The 17,889-nt window shown below is 64.8% G+C and carries 22 protein-coding genes; 9 read left to right on the top strand and 13 right to left on the bottom strand.

Translation table 11 applies throughout. The features are described 5' to 3' along the window. The first annotated feature begins 1 nt into the window (after window position 1). Window positions 2-415 (top strand): GFA family protein, encoded by a 414-nt coding sequence (locus tag IVA87_RS18295; RefSeq protein ID WP_247296659.1) that lies wholly within the window; start codon window positions 2-4, stop codon window positions 413-415. 55 nt (window positions 416-470) lie between these two features. Here the strand turns inward: IVA87_RS18295 and IVA87_RS18290 are convergent, their stop codons facing one another. The 10 genes from IVA87_RS18290 to IVA87_RS18245 form a co-directional block, all read right to left on the bottom strand. Beyond that, window positions 471-881: a DUF2000 family protein gene (locus tag IVA87_RS18290; protein ID WP_247296657.1), complete on the bottom strand. Its 411-nt coding sequence runs from the start codon at window positions 879-881 to the stop codon at window positions 471-473. Window positions 882-961: 80 nt separating this feature from the next. After that, complete coding sequence (locus IVA87_RS18285; RefSeq protein ID WP_247334500.1) at window positions 962-1,351, bottom strand: DUF4189 domain-containing protein; 390 nt, start codon at window positions 1,349-1,351, stop codon at window positions 962-964. 110 nt (window positions 1,352-1,461) lie between these two features. Next, window positions 1,462-3,066, bottom strand: coding sequence for a molybdopterin-binding/glycosyltransferase family 2 protein (locus tag IVA87_RS18280; RefSeq protein WP_247334499.1), 1,605 nt, complete (start codon window positions 3,064-3,066; stop codon window positions 1,462-1,464). Continuing rightward, entirely contained in the window at window positions 3,063-3,764 is a 702-nt protein-coding gene (locus tag IVA87_RS18275; protein ID WP_247296653.1) for an XdhC family protein, read from the bottom strand. Before IVA87_RS18275 ends, IVA87_RS18280 begins: the two co-directional genes overlap by 4 nt. A gap of 2 nt (window positions 3,765-3,766) precedes the next feature. Further along, a complete protein-coding gene (locus IVA87_RS18270) occupies window positions 3,767-4,090 on the bottom strand; it encodes an XdhC family protein (protein WP_008564652.1) in 324 nt (107 codons plus the stop codon). Window positions 4,091-4,100: 10 nt separating this feature from the next. Beyond that, a complete protein-coding gene (locus IVA87_RS18265; protein WP_247334498.1) occupies window positions 4,101-5,303 on the bottom strand; it encodes a VWA domain-containing protein in 1,203 nt (400 codons plus the stop codon). A 117-nt stretch (window positions 5,304-5,420) separates the two neighbouring features. After that, window positions 5,421-6,344 carry a MoxR family ATPase gene (locus IVA87_RS18260; RefSeq protein WP_247296649.1) on the bottom strand — a complete coding sequence of 308 codons (924 nt, stop codon included), beginning with the start codon at window positions 6,342-6,344 and terminating at the stop codon, window positions 5,421-5,423. Window positions 6,345-6,405: 61 nt separating this feature from the next. After that, complete coding sequence (locus IVA87_RS18255; RefSeq protein ID WP_247334497.1) at window positions 6,406-7,212, bottom strand: xanthine dehydrogenase family protein subunit M; 807 nt, start codon at window positions 7,210-7,212, stop codon at window positions 6,406-6,408. Between the two features lie 33 nt (window positions 7,213-7,245). After that, entirely contained in the window at window positions 7,246-7,731 is a 486-nt protein-coding gene (locus IVA87_RS18250; RefSeq protein WP_247280731.1) for a (2Fe-2S)-binding protein, read from the bottom strand. Window positions 7,732-7,866: 135 nt separating this feature from the next. Further along, complete coding sequence (locus IVA87_RS18245) at window positions 7,867-8,313, bottom strand: carbon monoxide dehydrogenase subunit G (RefSeq protein WP_247280730.1); 447 nt, start codon at window positions 8,311-8,313, stop codon at window positions 7,867-7,869. Between the two features lie 169 nt (window positions 8,314-8,482). Here IVA87_RS18245 and IVA87_RS18240 point away from each other — a divergent pair, with 169 nt between their 5' ends. The 3 genes from IVA87_RS18240 (at window position 8,483) to IVA87_RS18230 (ending at window position 11,148) form a co-directional block, all read left to right on the top strand. Then, window positions 8,483-9,838, top strand: coding sequence for a 3-carboxy-cis,cis-muconate cycloisomerase (locus IVA87_RS18240; RefSeq protein ID WP_247296643.1), 1,356 nt, complete (start codon window positions 8,483-8,485; stop codon window positions 9,836-9,838). Window positions 9,839-9,865: 27 nt separating this feature from the next. Beyond that, window positions 9,866-10,648: a 3-oxoadipate enol-lactonase gene (gene pcaD / locus IVA87_RS18235; protein WP_247296641.1), complete on the top strand. Its 783-nt coding sequence runs from the start codon at window positions 9,866-9,868 to the stop codon at window positions 10,646-10,648. 107 nt (window positions 10,649-10,755) lie between these two features. Further along, complete coding sequence (locus IVA87_RS18230) at window positions 10,756-11,148, top strand: carboxymuconolactone decarboxylase family protein (RefSeq protein ID WP_247296639.1); 393 nt, start codon at window positions 10,756-10,758, stop codon at window positions 11,146-11,148. Here the strand turns inward: IVA87_RS18230 and IVA87_RS18225 are convergent. Beyond that, window positions 11,110-11,634, bottom strand: coding sequence for a hypothetical protein (locus IVA87_RS18225; RefSeq protein ID WP_247296637.1), 525 nt, complete (start codon window positions 11,632-11,634; stop codon window positions 11,110-11,112). The genes IVA87_RS18230 and IVA87_RS18225 overlap by 39 nt on opposite strands. 183 nt (window positions 11,635-11,817) lie before the next feature. Then, entirely contained in the window at window positions 11,818-11,979 is a 162-nt protein-coding gene (locus tag IVA87_RS18220; RefSeq protein ID WP_164934786.1) for a hypothetical protein, read from the bottom strand. A 275-nt stretch (window positions 11,980-12,254) separates the two neighbouring features. Between IVA87_RS18220 and IVA87_RS18215 the strand changes: the two genes are divergently transcribed. The 5 genes from IVA87_RS18215 (at window position 12,255) to IVA87_RS18195 (ending at window position 17,367) form a co-directional block, all read left to right on the top strand. Then, window positions 12,255-13,172: a branched-chain amino acid ABC transporter permease LivH gene (locus tag IVA87_RS18215; RefSeq protein ID WP_247296635.1), complete on the top strand. Its 918-nt coding sequence runs from the start codon at window positions 12,255-12,257 to the stop codon at window positions 13,170-13,172. 31 nt (window positions 13,173-13,203) lie between these two features. Beyond that, window positions 13,204-14,505 (top strand): high-affinity branched-chain amino acid ABC transporter permease LivM, encoded by a 1,302-nt coding sequence (gene livM, locus IVA87_RS18210; protein ID WP_247280767.1) that lies wholly within the window; start codon window positions 13,204-13,206, stop codon window positions 14,503-14,505. Next, a complete protein-coding gene (locus IVA87_RS18205) occupies window positions 14,502-15,335 on the top strand; it encodes an ATP-binding cassette domain-containing protein (protein ID WP_247296632.1) in 834 nt (277 codons plus the stop codon). The genes livM and IVA87_RS18205 overlap by 4 nt, the downstream gene beginning before the upstream one ends. Beyond that, the gene (locus IVA87_RS18200; protein ID WP_247334494.1) at window positions 15,332-16,075 is read left to right on the top strand and encodes an ABC transporter ATP-binding protein; all 744 of its coding nucleotides are present in this window, start codon (window positions 15,332-15,334) and stop codon (window positions 16,073-16,075) included. Before IVA87_RS18205 ends, IVA87_RS18200 begins: the two co-directional genes overlap by 4 nt. Window positions 16,076-16,248: 173 nt before the next feature. After that, window positions 16,249-17,367 carry a branched-chain amino acid ABC transporter substrate-binding protein gene (locus IVA87_RS18195; RefSeq protein WP_247334493.1) on the top strand — a complete coding sequence of 373 codons (1,119 nt, stop codon included), beginning with the start codon at window positions 16,249-16,251 and terminating at the stop codon, window positions 17,365-17,367. Window positions 17,368-17,441: 74 nt separating this feature from the next. Here IVA87_RS18195 and IVA87_RS18190 read toward each other — a convergent pair whose 3' ends face one another. Then, window positions 17,442-17,828 carry a response regulator gene (locus tag IVA87_RS18190; RefSeq protein ID WP_247296625.1) on the bottom strand — a complete coding sequence of 129 codons (387 nt, stop codon included), beginning with the start codon at window positions 17,826-17,828 and terminating at the stop codon, window positions 17,442-17,444. Window positions 17,829-17,889: the final 61 nt, after the last annotated feature.

Raw genomic sequence — 17,889 nt, 5'->3', positions numbered from 1 at the left:
GATGGACAAACCCTATACCGGTGGCTGCGCCTGCGGCGCGATCCGCTATTCAATTGCCGGCGAGCCGTTGTTCAGCAACCACTGCCAGTGCCGGGACTGCCAGCGGGAAAGCGGCAGCGGGCATGGCTCGTACGCGACGTTCGCACGCGCCGGCGTCACGGTGACCGGCGAGGCTAAGCATTGGGACATGGTCGCCGACAGCGGCAACGTCAAGACGCGTGGTTTCTGCACGCAATGCGGCGTGCCTGTGTACATGACCTTCGCGGCACAGCCCGACGTCTTCACGATCCGCGCCGCAAGCCTCGACGAGCCCGCCCGCTACAAGCCGCAGGCGGTCACTTTCGCCGCGCGCGGCCATGACTGGGACGGCCTCGACCCCAGCCTGCTAAAGTTCGATGGCATGCCGCCGGGGTGAGGTGCGTTCCCTCTCCCGCTTGCGAGCGGGAGAGGTGAAACACCAGCAGCTAAATTCAACTGTGAAACTTCAGACCGTCGACGATCTTGTCGATCACCTTGCGCTCGGCACGCATCGCGATGCCGACGAGATTAAGCTCGGCGCGCGCCACGCCCCTCACCGCCTCGCGATTGGCGGCATCGTGCGTGGTCTTGAACATGTCCTCGGTATAGACCGCCGGCTTGACGTTGCGCGTCAGCGCCCGGTCGAGCGCGCGCGATAATGCCGGACCATCGGCGCCATAGATCAGGATCGGCTGGCCGATCAGCGCGTGATATTTCGTGCCCGAGGCGTCTTCATAGTCTTCGCCGATACATTCCGGAAAGGCCGCGGCGATGCCGCTGGTGAGGAAAGACGCGACGTTGAGCTTCTGCCAGGCCTGGAGATCGGTGCGGATCACGATGGCGATCTTGGTGTCGAACTGCATGTGTATTCCTAACTGTCATTCCACGCGCGATGCTACGCATCGCCCCGGAATGCCAGCAAGAAGATTCAGCGCTCGAGGGATCAACCCTTGGCGTCGCAGGCCCAGGCGCGGATCACGCATTCCTTGCCGCCGTATTTGTAGCATTCGCGCGTCGCCGCATTCAGCGACGCCGAGATCTTCGGCTTGACGGCATAACCATAGGCGCCGCACGGGTTGGCGAGATCGACCGACATCGCAGCACAGGCGCGCTTCATCGTGACGGTGGTGCAATCACCCTTGCACTGCTTCTGTGCCGCGGCCCGGGCCTCGTGCTCGGCGCCGTAATCATAGGCATGGCCATAGGCGCCGCACTTGCCGACCGCGATGGCACCGGCGGCGTGAGCTTCGGTGATGTGACGGGCGCCGGAGACACAAACCGAGAGCGCAAAGAAAAACATCGCGCAACGGCGCGCGACGACGTTCGAAGCCATGGAAAAACCCCTCCCCCCAAGGCAGGCGAAGGCGACTCTAAGCGGCGGTCGTTTCCAGATGGTGAACGGGTGGTTGAAATGGGCGACTTGCGAGGGTTGCTACGACACTGTCATCCGCGCCGTGCCGCTTCCAGGGCCTGCGGGGTGTCGATGTCGAGGAAGGCGCTCTCGCCGTCGACGGGCACTTCGGCCACCGCTTCGGTGTGCTTGGCGATCAAGTGTCGCGCGCCAACGTCGCCATCGAGCGTCATCAACTCCTTGAAGAAGCGACGCGACCACAGCACCGGGTTGCCGCGGCGGCCTTCGCTGACGGGCACGACAATGAGGTTGCCGCGGTCCGGCGCAAAGCCGTCGATGAGGCGGTCGATCAGGCCGGCGTCGATCAGCGGCATGTCGCCGAGGCAAACCACGGCGCCATCGCAGGCCTCGGGCACGGCCGCGATGCCGGCCTTGACTGAGCTCGCGATGCCGCCGGCGAAATCCGGGTTGCGGACGAATTTGACCTTCAGGCCTTGCAGCGCCTGCTCGACCAGCTCGGCCTGGTGGCCGGTGACGACGATCACCTCGGATGCCCGGGAGGCCAGTGCCTGCTCGGTGGCGATCCGCACCAGCTTCTTGCCTTCGAACTCCGCGAGCAGCTTGTTCGGTCCGCCCATCCGGGTGGAGCGGCCCGCCGCCAGCACGATGGCGGCGACCTGACTGTTGCCCTCGGTGTCGGGTTTTGCGCGCGGCTGCGGCCGCGTCACGATCTCCATCAGGAGGCCGCCGACGCCCATGCCCATCAGCTCGGACCGCGTCACCTTGATGCCGGCGAGCAGTCGCATTAGCACCCAGTCAAAACCGTTCTCGACCGGCGAGCGCGCGCAGCCGGGTGCGCCCAGCACGGGGACTTCGCCGGCGCGGGCGATCAGCAGCAGATTGCCGGGATCGACCGGCATGCCGAAATGCTCGATCTCACCACCGATGCCGGTGACGGCCGCCGGAATCACGTCGCGGCGATCGGCGATGGCGGACGCGCCGAACACGATCACGAGCTCAGCGCCCAGCCCGAGCAACTCCTTGATCGCAGGCGACAGCGCCTGCTCCTCATGCGGGACCCGCCGCTCGGCGATGATGCTGGCGCCGGCCGGTGCAAGGCGCTCGGCAGTGACGCGCAGCGTCTTGTCGATAACCTTGGAAGACAGGCCCGGCAGGAGAGTCGAGACCACCCCAACACGCTTGATGACGTAAGGGGCGATTCTGAGAACGTCCTTGCCGGCGGCCTTCACCGCGGCATCGCGCAAACTCTCCCCGATGCCAAACGGGATGATCTTGACGGTGCCGACCATCTCGCCCTCGACCACCGGCTTGAACGCCTGCAGCGTGGCAAAGGTGATGGCCTCGTCGACATTGTTGATGCGGTCGACCGCGGCGCGGTCGATCACCAGCACGCCCGCCCGCGCGGCGAACAAATTGGCGCGGCCGGTGAAGGCGCGCTCGACCTGGATGCCCTCGCCGCCGACGGCAAGCGCGATGCTGGCGGCCGCAACGTCCTCGGAGACGTCGCCCGGCTCCATGCGCACCACGACAATCTCCTTGATGCCGGCGCGCTCCAGCGCTTCGACCTCGGTGGGGCCGATCGTCGTGCCTTTCTTGAGCACCAGCGGTCCCTGCCGCAGGGTGTGGACGGTCACCCCACCGATCGCATCCCTCGGACTCGCCGGGCCGAACTTCATGCCGCTTCTTCTTTTTCTTTCGGAGGCAGGCGCAACACCGCCGTGATCTCGGCCATGATCGCCACCGCGATCTCGGCCGGCGAGACCGCGCCGATCGCCAGGCCAATGGGCGCATGGATGCGCGCGATGTCGCTTTCTTTCGCGCCCTGCGCCCGCAGCCGGTCGCCGCGCTTGGCGTGCGTCTTCCGCGAGCCGAGCGCACCGATGTAGAAGCAATTGCGCTCGAAGGCGTGCAGCAGCGCGGGATCGTCGATCTTGGGATCGTGCGTTACCGCGACGAAGGCGGTGTAGGCATCGACATTGAGCGGCGGCAGCGCGGTGTCGGGCCATTCGGCGATCAGCGGAATATCGGGGAAGCGCTCAGGGCTTGCAAATGCCGTGCGTGGATCGACCACAGTGACGTCGTAGCCGAGCGAGCGCGCCAGCGGCGCCAAGGCCTGGCTGATATGCACCGCGCCGACGATGACGAGCTTGGCGGTCGGCGCATAGACGTTGAGGAACAGCTTCTTGCCGCCGGCCTCGACATTGGCGCTCTTGCCCGTGCGAAGCTGCTTTTCCAGCTCTGCGCGCAGCGGATCTTTGGCAAAGTCCTTCGCCTTCACCAGGCGCTGCTCGCCGCTTTCGGTGTCCGTCACCAGAATAACCGGCCGGCGCGCGGCGCGCTCGGCGTTGAGTTCGTGCAGGATCGCGAGCTTCACGGCTAGCCGACCTTCTCGACGAAGACGCGGATGGTGCCGCCGCAGGACAGCCCGACATTCCAGGCGGTCTCGTCGGCCACGCCAAACTCCAGCATCTTGGGCTTGCCACTCTCGATCACGTCCATGGCTTCGGTGACCACGGCGCCCTCGACGCAGCCGCCGGAGACGGAGCCCAAGAACGTGCCCTCGTCATTGATGACGAGACTCGAGCCCGCCGGACGCGGCGCCGAGCCCCAGGTCTCCACGACGGTGGCGAGCGCAACGCCACGGCCCGCCTTCTGCCAGTCCTCCGCCGCCTTCAGAATATCCTCGTCGCGATCGAGCATGGGTGGCCTCTCAAGCTGCGGAGCGGATCAGGCTGCGGTGATGCGGCGGCAGCGGCTTCGAGAGCGTGGTGATCAGCTCCTGGATCGAACTCAAATTATGTACCGGGCGGAATTCGTCAACGTGGGGGAGCATCATTTTGATGCCCTGCGCCTTGGCCTCGAAACCGCCGAACCGGAGCAGCGGGTTCAGCCAGATCAGCCGCCGGCAGGACCGGTGCAGCCGGTCCATCTCGAAGGCCAGTTTGGAATCGGCCTCTCGCTCCAGCCCGTCGGAGATTAGCAGCACAATGGCACCCTGGCTCAGCACGCGCCGCGCCCACAATTTGTTGAAGTTGTGCAGCGAGGCAGAGATCCGCGTGCCACCGGCCCAATCCTCGACCGAGGCCGAGCAGCTCGCCAGCGCCTCATCAGGGTCGCGCTGGCGCAGGGCGCGGGTGACGTTGGTCAGCCGGGTGCCGAACAGGAATACCGAGACGCGCTTGCGCGCATCGGTGATGGCATGGAGAAAATGCAGGAATAGGCGGGTGTATTCGTTCATCGAGCCCGAGATATCGAGCAGCGCAACGATCGGCGCGGGCTTCTCGATCCGTCCAAGGCGATGGATGTCGATGATGTCGCCGCCAGTGCGTAAAGATGCTCGGAGCGTGCGGCGCAGGTCGAGGCGTAGCCCGCGTGCATCGGGCCGGCGCCGGCGCGTCAGGAGCTCGGCTTGCGGCAGCCGCATCCGCTCGACGGCGCGAAGCGCCTCAGCGATTTCGGCCGCGCTCATCTGCGCAAAGTCCTTCTTCTGGAGGATCTCCTTGTCGGAGACCGACAGGCGCAGATCCTGCTCCTGGTGCTGCGGCGTCTCCGTCATGCGCGGCTGCGACATCGCCTCCTGCACGCGGCGGGAGCCTGCCTGCGGCTTCTTCCTGGCCTGCTCCGGCAGCGGCACCGAATCCAGCATGTGCTTCCACTCCTCGGAGGCGCGGAAGAACAGGTTGAAAGCCTGCTTGAAGATCAGCGCATGCTCGTGGCGCTTGACGAAGATGGCCTCAAGCGTGGCGAAGACATCGGTGCGGCTGCCGATATCGATCACCTGGAGCGCGCTCATGGCATCGATGACGGCGCCTGGGCCCACCGGCATTCCCGACGCACGCAGCGCGCGGGCAAAACCGACGATATTGTCGGCGAACTGCTCGGTCTGCTCGGGGGCAAGATGGTTGATAGCCATGGCCTAATCCCTCTCTCCGTCATTCCGGGGCGCCGCTCAAGCGGCGAACTCGGAATCCAGAGATTGCGGCGCGAGATTCCGGGTTCGCGACTGCGTCGCGCCCCGGAACGACGGCCCCTACGACTCGCTCGTGGCGTCCTTCAGCACCTTCTGCATGGCATCGCCCTGCATCCGGGTGATGTCGTCCTGGTATTTGAGCAGCGCGCCCAGCGTATCACCGACCACTTGCGGGGTCAGCGAGCGGGCGTCGAGCTCCGATAAAGCGGTGGCCCAATCGATGGTCTCGGCGACACCCGGCGACTTGTAGAAGTCCTGGTTGCGCAGCGCCTGGACGAAGCGTACGACCTGCTGCGAAAGCTTCGCCGAGATGCCGGGCACGCGCGTCTTGACGATCGCGAGCTCCCGCTCGGCGGCGGGATAATCCACCCAGTGATAGAGACAGCGCCGCTTCAGCGCGTCGTGGATCTCGCGGGTGCGGTTGGAGGTGATGATGACGATCGGCGGGTGCGGCGCCCTCACGGTGCCGAATTCGGGGATCGTCACCTGGAAGTCGCTGAGGATTTCGAGCAGGTACGCCTCGAACGCCTCGTCGGCGCGGTCGAGTTCGTCGATCAGCAGCACCGGCGGACCCGCGACGTCGGGCTCCAGCGCCTGGAGGAGCGGCCGCTTGATCATGTAACGGTCCGCGAAGATGTCGCTCGATAGCTGGTCGCGATCGGTGTCGCCGGCCGCTTCCGCCATCCGGATTGCGATCATCTGCGCGGCGCTGTTCCACTCATAGACCGCGGAGGAGACGTCAAGGCCCTCGTAGCACTGAAGGCGGATCAATTTCCGCCCCAGCGCCGCCGAAAGCACCTTGGCGATCTCGGTCTTGCCGACGCCGGCCTCGCCTTCCAGGAACAGCGGCCGGCCCATGCGCAGCGACAGATAGGTCACCGTGGCCAGCGACCGCTCGGCGAGGTAGCCGCGCGAGGTCAGGAGTTCGAGCATCGCATCGACCGATGCCGGCAAAGCACCGGAAGAATTGGCCGCTGAAGTCATGAAAAAGCCAGTCTCACTACGCCCTCACCGGGGACAGTTTGGGCCGCGGAATGAGGTCAGCTCATTCCTTGGCATTGGCGGCATCGACGGCGCGGCGCGTCAGCACGCCGATGAGATGCGCACGGTACTCGGCGCTGCCGTGGATGTCGCTGTTGAGGCCTTCGGGCGGCATCACGATGCCGTCAAGCGCCTTCGACGAGAAGCGCTTCTTCAGGGCCTCCTCGAAGGCGGTGACGCGGAACACGCCTTCGGAGCCGGCACCGGTGACGGCGACGCGCACGTCCGACGGACGCCGCGCCACGAACACGCCGACCAGCGCGTAGCGCGAAGCCTGGTTGCGGAATTTGACATAGGCCGCCTTCTTCGGCAGCGGAAACATCACCTTGGTGATGATCTCGTCGGCTTCCAGCGCGGTCGAGAACAGGCCCTGGAAATACTCTTCCGCCTTCAGGCGGCGCTTATTGGTGACGATGGTCGCCCCTAACGCGAGGACCGCGGCCGGATAATCCGCGGTCGGATCGTTGTTGGCGAGCGAGCCGCCGATCGTGCCCTTGTGACGCACGGCGGGATCGCCGATTCCGCCCGCAAGGTTGGCGAGCGCCGGGATCGCCTCGCCGACGATCGGGGAGCTTGCTACCTCGGCATGCTTGGCGGTGGCGCCGATCACCAGCGAGCGCCCCTTCATCTCGATCGTGTCGAGCCCCTCGATATGAGAGAGGTCGACCAGATGCGGCGGGCTGGCGAGGCGCTGCTTCATGACGGGAATCAGCGTGTGGCCGCCGGCGATCACCTTGGCGTCTTCGTTCTTCACCAGGAGATTGGCCGCCTGGCGCACGGTGCCCGGGCGATGATATTTGAATTCATACATGGGTGTGTCCTGATCGCGGAATGCGCGCGTGGTCTACGCGAGATCGGATTTGGCCATCGCCTTCGCACCGGCGGTGATCGAGGCGACGATGTTCTGATAGCCGGTGCAGCGGCAGAGATTGCCTTCCAGCTCTTCGCGGATAGTGTGGTCGTCGAGCTCATGGCCCTTGCGATGCACGATGTCGATTGCGGTCATGATCATGCCGGGCGTGCAGAAGCCGCACTGCAGGCCATGATGTTCGCGGAAGGCCTCCTGCATCGGATGCAACGGCGCGCCATCCGCGGCGAGCCCCTCGATCGTTTTGACCTCGTGGCCATCGGCCATCACCGCCAGCGTGGTGCAGGACTTCACGGCCTTGCCGTCGAGATGCACGACGCAGGCGCCGCACTGCGAGGTGTCGCAGCCGACATGGGTCCCGGTCAGCCGCAGATTCTCGCGCAGGAACTGCACCAGAAGGGTGCGGGGATCGACATTGGCCGTGACCGGATTGCCGTTCACGATGAGGGAGATTTTTGCCATAAGCACTCTCTATCAGCGCCCCGACGGGTCCCATCGAAGCGGTTCTTATAATTATTCCGACCCATCATATGGGCCATTATGCCCGGGGGCAACATCGCCCCGGACGCAAGGCGCCATGTCCAAAGGCGATAGCCTTCAGCCCTGTACCGCCTTGGCGAAGTTCGCGAAAAATTCGTCGGCCAGCTTCTTGGCGGCGCCATTGATCAGGCGCTGGCCGAGCTGCGCCAACTTGCCGCCGATCTGCGCCTCGACGTCGTAGGAGAGCAGTGTGCCGCCGTCCTTCTCCGCGAGCCTGACGGCCGCGCCGCCCTTAGCGAAGCCGGCCACCCCGCCCTCACCCTCACCGGAGATCTTGTAGCCGTTGGGCGGGTCGAGATCGGAGAGCATGACTTTGCCCTTGAAGCGCGCGGACACCGGGCCGACCTTCATTTTCGCCGTTGCGCGAAAGCCGCCGTCGTCGGTCTTCTCCAGCTCCTCGCAGCCGGGGATGCAGGCCTTCAGCACCTCGGGGTCGTTGAGCTTGTCCCACACGGCCTCGCGCGGCGCCGCAAGCTGGACTTCGCCGTTCATCGTCATGGCCATGGGTGCCTCCCGGATCGCACAACTATAATGCTGCTCAAGTAACGCACGAACGCCGTAAAGGAAAGGGCGGCCCCCGGTCACGTGCAATGCATATTCGCAACTGCAAAAAGCTTGCGCCGATGGTTTGGGATTGGCACAGGCGGGCCATGGTGGTTAGGTCCCGCACAATATGAGCACATCCCTCTCCCCCCTGCTCGCGCCGATGCTGTCAAGCGCCGCCATGCGCGCGGTCTGCGACGATCGGTCGACCCTCCAGAACATGCTCGATTTCGAGGCAGCTCTGGCACGGGCCGAAGCCGCCACAGGTGTGATTCCCCCATCCGCGGTGGAGCCGATCGCGTCCGCCTGCAAGGCTGATTCCTTTGATATGGCAGTCCTGGCCGAGGCCGCGACGCGATCAGGCAATCTCGCGATTCCGCTGGTCAAGGCGCTGACCGCCAATGTCGGCAGGGCCGATGCGGAGGCCGCGCGTTACGTGCATTGGGGCGCGACCAGCCAGGACGTCATCGACACCGCGACCATGCTCACGCTGCGCGCCGGCATCGGTGCGCTGGACGCGAACCTCAACCGCGCCATCAAGGGTCTTGCCGCATTGGCGCGCGCCCATCGCGCCACCGCAATGGTCGCGCGCACCTGGCTCCAGCACGCGCTGCCGATGCCGTTCGGGCTGAAGGCTGCCGAATACGCCGCAAGCCTTGCCCGCAGCCGCTGCCGCCTCAGGCGGCTCTCCCGCGAGGGTCTCGCGCTGCAATTCGGCGGCGCCGCTGGCACGCTCGCCGCGCTCGGCGACAAGGGACTCGCTGTTGCAGAGCGGCTGGCGCAGGAGCTGAACCTGCCATTGCCGGATGCGCCCTGGCACACCCATCGCGACCGCATCGCGGAAGCCGCGTCCTGCCTTGCGATTCTCGCCGGCAGCTGCGGCAAGATCGCTCGCGACGTCTCGCTGCTGATGCAGACCGACGTTGCCGAAGCGTTCGAGCCCGCCGGCGAAGGCCGCGGCGGCTCCTCGACTATGCCGCACAAGCGCAACCCAGTCGCCGCCGCCAGCGCGCTCGGCGCGGCGACCATGGCCCCGCAACTCGCCGCGACGATTTTTGCCGCGCAGGTGCAGGACCACGAACGCAGCGCCGGCCCCTGGCATGCGGAATGGCCGACGCTGCCGCAATTGATGCTGGTCACCTCGGGCGCGCTTGCCGCCGTCGTTGATATCGCCGAGGGCCTTGACGTCGACACCGCGCGCATGCGCAGCAATCTCGATGCGACGCACGGCCTGATCATGGCGGAAGCGGTCACCTTTGCACTGGCAGAGAAGATCGGCAAGAGCGATGCCCATCATCTCGTTGAGGCCGCCAGCAAGCGCGCGGTCGCCGAGAAGAAGCATTTGCGCGAGGTACTGTCGGCTGATTCGCTTGTGACCGCTCATCTGCCGCCGGAAAAAATTGCGGCATTGTTCGAGCCGATGGCCTATCAAGGAGCTTCCCAAGCGCTGATCGACCGGCTGCTCGACAGCCTCGATCGCGAATAAGCACCGCGAATCCGACGGAGACGCCGCATGCCCATGATCGATGCCGACGGTTGCCTGCTCAACGTCTCGGTCGAAGGCCGCGACGGCGGCCCGACCTTGATGCTCTCCAACTCGCTGGGCTGCACGCTGCAAATGTGGGAGCCGCAGATGAAGGCGCTGACGCAGGTGTTCCGCGTCATCCGCTACGACCGCCGCGGCCATGGCAAGTCCAACGTTCCGCCTGGTCCCTACACGATGGAGCGCTTCGGCCGCGACGTGCTCGCGATCCTCGACGATCTCAACATCGAGAAGGTGCATTGGTGCGGCCTGTCGATGGGCGGCATGGTCGGACAATGGCTGGGCGCGAACGCCCCGGAACGCTTCGGCAAGATCATCCTCGCCAACACCTCCTGCTATTATGCCGAACCGACCAAATGGCTGGAGCGCATCGACGCTGTGAAGAAGGGTGGCATCGCGGCGGTCGCCGATGCCGTCATTGCAGGCTGGCTGACCCAGGACTTCCGCGAGCGCGAGCCCGAGATCACCGCGACGATGAAGTCGATGCTGCTTGCTTCGCCAGTCGAGGGCTATCTCGCCTGCTGCGAGGCGCTGTCGACACTGGACCATCGCGCGCTGCTTCCCAAGATCAAGAGCCCGACGCTGGTGATCGCCGGCCGCCATGACATGGCGACGCCGATCTCGGCGGGCGAGCTGATCCGCTCGAACATTCCCGGCGCCGGCATGACCATCATCGATGCCGCCCACATTTCCAACGTCGAGCAGCCGCACGCGTTTACAGATGCCGTGGTGGGATTTTTGACGCAGCGCTGATCTCACCACGCGTCATTGCGAGCGCAGCGAAGCAAATCCAGACTGTCTCCGCGGAAAGATTCTGGATTGCTGTCGCTGCGCTCGCAATGACAGAGAGGAGGATAGATATGGACGACCAGAACCGCCGCGATGCCGGCATGAATGTACGCCGAAAGGTACTGGGCAATGCCTGGGTCGAAAAGTCGATCGCCAGCCGCAACGCCTTCAACACCGACTTCCAGGACCTGATCACCCGCTACGCTTGGGGCGAGATCTGGACGCGGCCGCATTTCGACGAGCGCACGCGACGGGTGCTGGTGATCGGCACCATGGTCGCGCTCGGGCAATGGGACGAATTCCGCCTGCATGTGCGTGCGGCGCTGGCCGAAGGCGGCTTCACCCCCGACGACATCAAGGAAATCCTGCTGCAGCAGGCGATCTATTGCGGCGTCCCGGCGGCGAACCACGCCGTGAAGGAAGCCTCAGCGATTGTGCAGGAGCTCGGCCTGCTCAAGACCTAGGGGAGCGGCGATCTCGACCGTCTTCGGCGCTGCCGCCGGCTTCTCGACCACCACGACGATGGCCGCGCCGAGCAGAAGCAGAAGCTCGGTCGCGTGCAGCCGGAGCGCGGCCATCTCGCCGACCTTCGAGGCCATCACCATGCTGGCAAACGAGATCAGACTGCCGATCGCCAGGGCAATGCCGAGCGCCTCGTCACTGCCGCCATTCTTCCGCGTGCGGCGGATGCAGAGCAGCGCGAGATAGATCAGAAAGAACGCCACGACGGTCAGCCGTCCCAGGGCCAGCAGCCAGGCGGCCCGCACCGTGCTCATCCCCGCCATGTCGAGATGGTCGCTGAGGAACAGGGCGACCGCGACGCTCGGCCGCTCGTAGAGGCCGTGCACCGGTGCGACCATGATGTTGAAGGCCACCAGCGTCCAGGCCGGGATGAAGTAGGCCGCCAGCAGCGCGCCGTTGACCGAGCCGATCCGCCAATTCCTGAACATGCCGCTTCCCGCTTGCTTTGCCGAAGGCCCTCAACGGAAGGCAATGGCTTTGCCGGAGCTAACTCGCATCAGAGTGTGGCGGCAATTTAAACCCTTTGTTTACCTTAACCGCCCGGCGGACCGGGCGCCCACAAAAAAGGCCCCGCCTTACGGCAGGGCCCCTCTTCACGTCTGGGCTCCAAACTACTTGTCCTGACCCTGTTGCTGACCGGGGCGGTCGCCCTGGCGCATCGGATCCTGCTGCTGCTGTCCGGGTTTCTGGCCGCCGCCTTGCTGTTGCTGAGGCGTGCGCTGGCCGGGGTTCTGACTCTGCTGACCCGGATTCTGGTTCTGCTGCTTCGTCATTAGGGGGAACTCCCTTGTTGAACGTCAGAGGCGAGACAACGGCCGCGCTCCATTTTGGTTGCTCAGGAACCCGATTCCTCGCTGTTCGAGGGAGCCGAAGGCGAAAATGACCTCTGTACAAGCCTGGATGTCGAGATCTGGCCAGTTGCAGCGTCCAGTTCCCTCCTGTTACAAACTGGAAGAACGCTCAAGGGCTGCCGGGGCCCGAGGAGAACTTGCGACCTCTCTCTCGAAGAGCTCCCTTTGAGCCGCGTCAGGTTTGGTAACGGCAGCCCATGGATTATTTCGCCCAGCAGCTTATCAACGGTCTCGTCCTGGGCTCGATTTACGGCCTGATCGCGATCGGCTACACGATGGTCTACGGCATCGTCGGCATGATCAACTTCGCCCATGGCGACGTCTTCATGATCGGCGGCTTCATTGCGCTGATCACCTTCCTGATCCTGATCTCGCTCGGCCTCACCGCAATCCCGGTGATCCTGCTCGTGGTTCTGCTGGTCTCGATGGTGATCACCGCGCTCTACGGCTGGACCATCGAGCGCATCGCCTACCGGCCGCTGCGTCATTCCTTCCGCCTCGCCCCGATGCTGTCGGCGATTGGCATGTCCTTCGTGCTGACCAACTACTCGCAGGTGGCGCAAGGCGCGCGCGTCAAGCCGATCCCACCTTTCATCACCGGCGGCTACACGCTGCATGAGAGCCCGGACGGCTTCGTCATCCAGCTTTCCAACATCCAGATCATGGTGGTCATCACCACCATCGCGCTGCTGGCGATCTTCACCTGGCTCGTCTCACGCACCCGTCTCGGACGCGACATGCGCGCCTGCGAACAGGACCAGACCATGGCGGCGCTGCTCGGCGTCGACGTCGACCGCACCATCTCCATGACCTTCGTGATCGGCGCCGCGCTCGCCGCGGTCGCAGGCCTGATGTACCTGCTCTATTATGGCCTGGTGGATTTCTTCATGGGCTTTGTCGCCGGCATCAAAGCCTTCACTGCCGCCGTGCTCGGCGGCATCGGCTCGCTGCCCGGCGCCATGCTCGGCGGACTTGCGATCGGCCTGATCGAGACGTTCTGGTCGGCTTATTTCTCGGTGGAGTACAAGGACGTCGCCGCGTTCTCGATCCTGATTGTCGTGCTGATCTTCATGCCGACCGGCCTGCTCGGCCGTCCCGAAGTCGAAAAAGTCTGACGGACCGGCCCGCGTGACGACTCCCTCGACCATGTCCGACCATCGCCCAGCAGGCATCTCCTACATTTTGAAGAAATCCTTCCTTAGCGCGCTGATCGCACTCGTGCTGTTCTCGCTGATGGTCGGCGTGCGCACCGAGGCAGGATCCTCCGGCCAGCTCACCTATTGGACGCGATTCGGCGAGGTCGCCTCGCTCGTCGCCGTGGTGTTCGGCGGCTCGATCGTGATGGAGCTATTGCGGCAATGGATCGGCTCGAGCGGTGCCGAGAAGCTGGTGCCCCCGGCGGTGCAGAGCGGCATATCCTTCATCGGCCGCTACCTCGCGCCGGCGCTCCTGATCTTCACGCTGCTGGTGCCCGTGATCTTCTATAACCAGCGCTACATCCTCGACCTCGCGATCCTCGTGCTCACCTATGTCATGCTGGGCTGGGGGTTGAACGTCGTGGTCGGCCTCGCCGGCCTGCTCGATCTCGGCTACGTCGCCTTCTATGCCGTCGGCGCCTATTCCTACGGGCTGCTCGCCACCAATTTCGGCTGGTCGTTCTGGATCTGCCTGCCGCTCGCCGGCATCCTCGCCGCATTCTGGGGCGTGCTGCTCGGCTTCCCCGTCCTGCGCCTGCGCGGCGACTATCTCGCGATCGTGACACTCGCCTTCGGCGAGATCATCCGCCTCGTCATCATCAATTGGCAGGAGCTCACTGGCGGCCCCAACGGCGTCTCGGGCATTCCACGGCCTTCTTTCTTCGGCATCCCGCTCGACAACAGCGACGACGGGCTAGCTGCCAAGCTCGGCATCGAATATTCGCCGACCCACCGCATCGTCTTCCTGTTCTATCTGATCCTGGCGCTGGCGCTTCTCACCAACTGGGTCACGATTCGCCTGCGCCGCCTGCCGATCGGGCGGGCCTGGGAAGCCTTGCGCGAGGACGAGGTCGCCTGCCGCGCGCTCGGCATCAACACCACGACCACCAAGCTCACGGCATTTGCGACCGGCGCCATGTTCGGCGGCTTCGCCGGCGCGTTCTTCGCCACGCGCCAGGGCTTCATCAGCCCGGAATCCTTCACCTTCCAGGAATCGGCGCTGGTGCTCGCCATCGTCGTGCTCGGTGGCATGGGCTCGCAGCTCGGCGTCGCGCTCGCGGCGCTCGCCATGATCGGCGGCTTCGAGCTGTTCCGCAGCCTTGAGACTTACCGCATGCTGGTGTTCGGCATGGCGATGGTGCTGATCATGATCTGGCGGCCGCGCGGCCTGATCGGCCATCGCGCCCCCACCGTGTATCTGACAAAGGCGCACGCGATCTCCTCCGATCTCGTCAAGGAAGGGCACGGATGAGCGGCGACCAGATTCTCAGCGTCGACCGGCTCACCATGCGCTTCGGCGGCATCGTCGCCGTGCAGGACCTGTCGCTCTCGGCGGAGCGAAAGAAGATTACCGCATTGATCGGCCCGAACGGCGCCGGCAAGACCACCGTCTTCAACTGCATCACCGGCTTCTACAAGCCGAGCGGCGGCAGCATCCGCCTGAAGCATGACGACGGCAAGCTGATCGCACTGGAGAGCCTGAACGATTTCCGCATCGCCAAGCAGGCCAAGGTCGCGCGCACCTTTCAGAACATTCGCCTGTTTCCCGGCATGACCGCGCTGGAGAACCTGATGGTGGCGCAGCACAACGCGCTGATGCGCGCATCCGGCTTCACGCTCCTCGGTCTCCTCGGCGTGCCCGCCTACCGCGACGCCGAAAAGCGCGCGATTGATCTCGCCACCGACTGGCTCCGGCGGGTCAACCTGCTCGAGCGCGCCGACGACGCTGCCGGCAATTTCGCCTATGGCGACCAGCGTCGGCTCGAGATCGCCCGCGCGATGTGCACCGAGCCCGCGCTATTGTGCCTGGACGAACCCGCCGCTGGCCTCAATGCACGCGAGAGCGCGGCCTTGAGCGAGCTCCTGCTCTCGATCCGCGACGAGCTCGGCACCTCGATCCTGCTGATCGAGCACGACATGTCGGTGGTGATGGAAATCTCCGACCACATCGTGGTGATGGACCATGGCGTCAAGATCGCGGAAGGCTCCCCGCGCGACGTCCGCGACGATCCCAAGGTGATCGCCGCCTATCTCGGCGCCGACGAGGACGAGGCGGTGGCTGTGATGGAGGGCGGGACGTGACGTCTGCGCCCACTCCCCTGCTCGCGATCCGCAGCCTTCGCGCCGCCTACGGCAAGATTGAGGCGCTGAAGGGCGTCGACGTCGAGATCAATGCCGGCGAGATCGTTGCCCTGATCGGCGCCAACGGCGCCGGCAAGTCGACCCTGATGATGACGATCTTCGGCAAGCCGCGCGCCCGTGCCGGCCAGATCCTGTACGAAGGCCGCGATATCACCGACGTTCCCACCCACGAGATCGCGCATTTGCGCATCGCGCAATCGCCGGAAGGCCGCCGCATCTTCCCGCGGATGAGCGTTGCGGAAAACCTTCAGATGGGAGCGGATGCCACTGAATGCACGGATGTGGAGCGCGAGGTGACGCTCCAGCGCGTGTTCACGCTGTTTCCGCGGCTGAAGGAACGCAATGCCCAGCGCGGTGGAACCCTGTCCGGCGGCGAGCAGCAGATGCTGGCAATTGGCCGCGCGCTGATGAGCCGCCCCCGCCTGCTCCTGCTCGACGAGCCCTCGCTCGGGTTGGCTCCGTTGATCGCCCGTCAGATTTTCGATGCGATCCGCACCCTGAACCGACAGGATGGTCTGACCGTTCTGATCGTCGAGCAGAACGCCAACCATGCGCTCAAGCTCGCCCATCGCGGCTATGTCATGGTCAATGGCCTGATCACCCTGGCCGGCACCGGCGCCGAGTTGTTGCAGCGCCCCGAGATTCGCGCCGCCTACCTCGAAGGCGGCCGGCGCGGCTGACGCCGGCCGAAGCCGGACAAGGGCAGACCCACGTGCGGGCCGAATGTGGCGAGATATCTCCGCCGATGCCCGTATTTTGCCGGTGACTTCTCCTCAAATTCATTCGAGAATGGCGCCGGTTTGAACCGGGCAAGCCCGGCAACTTCCACAGGCGACCACCCGCGAGGTATCTCATGAAATCACTGAAGCTCATCGGTCTGGCATTCGGCGCATCGCTCGCGCTCTCGAGCGCGGCATTCGCGCAGGATGTCACCGTCGCAGTCGCAGGCCCGATGACCGGCGGCGAGTCCGCCTTCGGCCGCCAGATGAAGAATGGCGCCGAGATGGCCGTGGCCGACATCAACGCCGCCGGCGGTCTCAACGGCAAGAAGCTGGCCCTATCCGTCGAGGACGACGCTTGCGATCCGAAGCAGGCGCGCTCGATCGCCGAGAAGATCGCCGGCGCGAAAATCCCGTTCGTGGCCGGGCACTATTGCTCGTCCTCGTCGATCCCGGCTTCGGAAGCCTATGCCGACGGCAACGTGCTCCAGATCACGCCGGCCTCGACCAACCCGCTGTTCACCGAGCGCAAGCTCTGGAACGTGGCGCGCGTCTGCGGCCGCGACGACCAGCAAGGCCTGATCGCGGCGCAATACATCGCCAAGAATTACAAGGGCAAGAACATCGCGATCCTCAACGACAAGACCACCTACGGCAAGGGTCTTGCCGACGAAACCAAGAAGGCGCTCAACAAGGCCGGCATCACCGAGAAGATGTACGAGTCCTACAACAAGGGTGACAAAGACTTCAACGCCATCGTCTCACGCCTGAAGCGCGACAACATCGATCTCGTCTATGTCGGCGGCTATCATCAGGAGAGCGGCCTGATCCTGCGTCAGATGCGCGATCAGGGCCTCAAGACCGTGCTAATGGCCGGCGACGCGCTCGCCGACAAGGAGTACGCCTCGATCACCGGTCCGGCCGGCGAAGGCACGCTGTTCACCTTCGGCCCCGATCCGCGCAACAAGCCGACGGCGAAGAAGATCGTCGAGGCGTTCAAGGCCAAGGGTATCGATCCCGAGGGCTACACGCTCTACACCTACGCGGCGATGCAGGTCTGGTCGCAGGCGGCCAAGAAGGCCGGCACCACCGACGCCAAGAAGGTCATGGAGACGATCAAGGCCGGCAAGTGGGACACCGTGATCGGCCCGATCGAGTATGACGCCAAGGGCGACATCAAGCAGATCGACTACGTCGTCTACAAATGGGATGCCAAGGGCGGTTACGCCGAGATCAGGGGCAACGGCACCTAACCCCGCCGGTGGCCTCAGACCGACCAATCATCACCACGCCCCGGCTCGCCCCGGGGCGTTCTTCTTGCGTGAGGTCAGACGGCGGCCGGCAGTTCGCCGCCGGGCGCCGCCTCGGCCTTTCGCAGAGCTTGCAGGAGATCATTCGGTCGAAACGGCTTTTGCAGGCAGACCACATTGGCGAGGTGGGGCGATTGGTCCATGAAATCGAGCGTCGTCACTCCGGACACCGCAATGACGGGGAGCGCAGGCGCGCGCTCGCGCAGGGTCGCGATGACATCCAGGCCGTTGGTATCACCGAGGAAGATGTCGACGATCGCCGCGTCAAAGGGGCTTTCCGCGAAGGCTTTCAGCCCGGCCGCACCGCTTTCGGCCTCCACGACCTCGAAACCATTGACCCGAAGCACGATCGCGACCATCGCGCGGACGTCCTTTTGGTCGTCGATGACGAGAACGCGGCGCATGGGACAACTCTCGATATCGAAATCAAATCGTCTGATTTAAACTTGGAACCCGCCGCGGCGG

It is taken from the genome of Bradyrhizobium sp. 147 (assembly GCF_023073935.1).
Lineage (GTDB): Bacteria > Pseudomonadota > Alphaproteobacteria > Rhizobiales > Xanthobacteraceae > Bradyrhizobium.
The sequence above is the reverse complement of the archived record's forward strand: the minus strand, read 5'-3'. Positions and strand labels throughout refer to the sequence as shown.